This is a genomic window from Parafrankia sp. Ea1.12, from assembly GCF_900465275.1.
Classification (GTDB): domain Bacteria; phylum Actinomycetota; class Actinomycetes; order Frankiales; family Frankiaceae; genus Parafrankia; species Parafrankia soli.
Map to the genome: position 1 here is coordinate 1 of NZ_UBIZ01000710.1, position 472 is coordinate 472.

Below are 472 nucleotides of genomic sequence, written 5' to 3' on the forward strand. Positions count from 1 at the left end.
GAGTTCCACCGCTGCGTCGACATGATGGTCGACCGGCTTGACGCGACGCCCGCCGTCATCCAGCTCCCCTGGGGTGTGGAGTCGGACTTCCGCGGCGTCATCGACCTGATCCGGATGAAGGGTCTCCTCTGGCAGTCGGAGGACAAGGGCGCGTCGTACGACTCCGTCGACATTCCGGCCGATCACGCCGAGGCCGCGCAGGAATGGCACGACAAGCTGGTGGAGACCGTCGCCGAGAACGACGACGAGCTCATGGAGCTCTACCTCGAGGGCGAGGAGCCCACCGAGGAGCAGCTCGTGGCCGCGCTGCGGCGCGCCACGCTCGCCAGCAAGATCAACCCGGTGCTGTGCGGGTCGGCGTTCAAGAACAAGGGTGTCCAGCCGATGCTGGACGCGGTGGTCGACTTCCTGCCGAACCCGCTCGACATCGGTGCCACGGTTGGCCACTCGGTCAGCGACGAGGCCCCTTCAG

1 pseudogene is annotated in these 472 nt (G+C 67.2%); it reads left to right on the forward strand.

Going from position 1 to position 472, the window contains the following annotated elements:
* Nucleotides 1–472 (forward strand): annotated as a pseudogene (fusA, locus tag FMEAI12_RS35825) (elongation factor G); the annotation flags it as partial.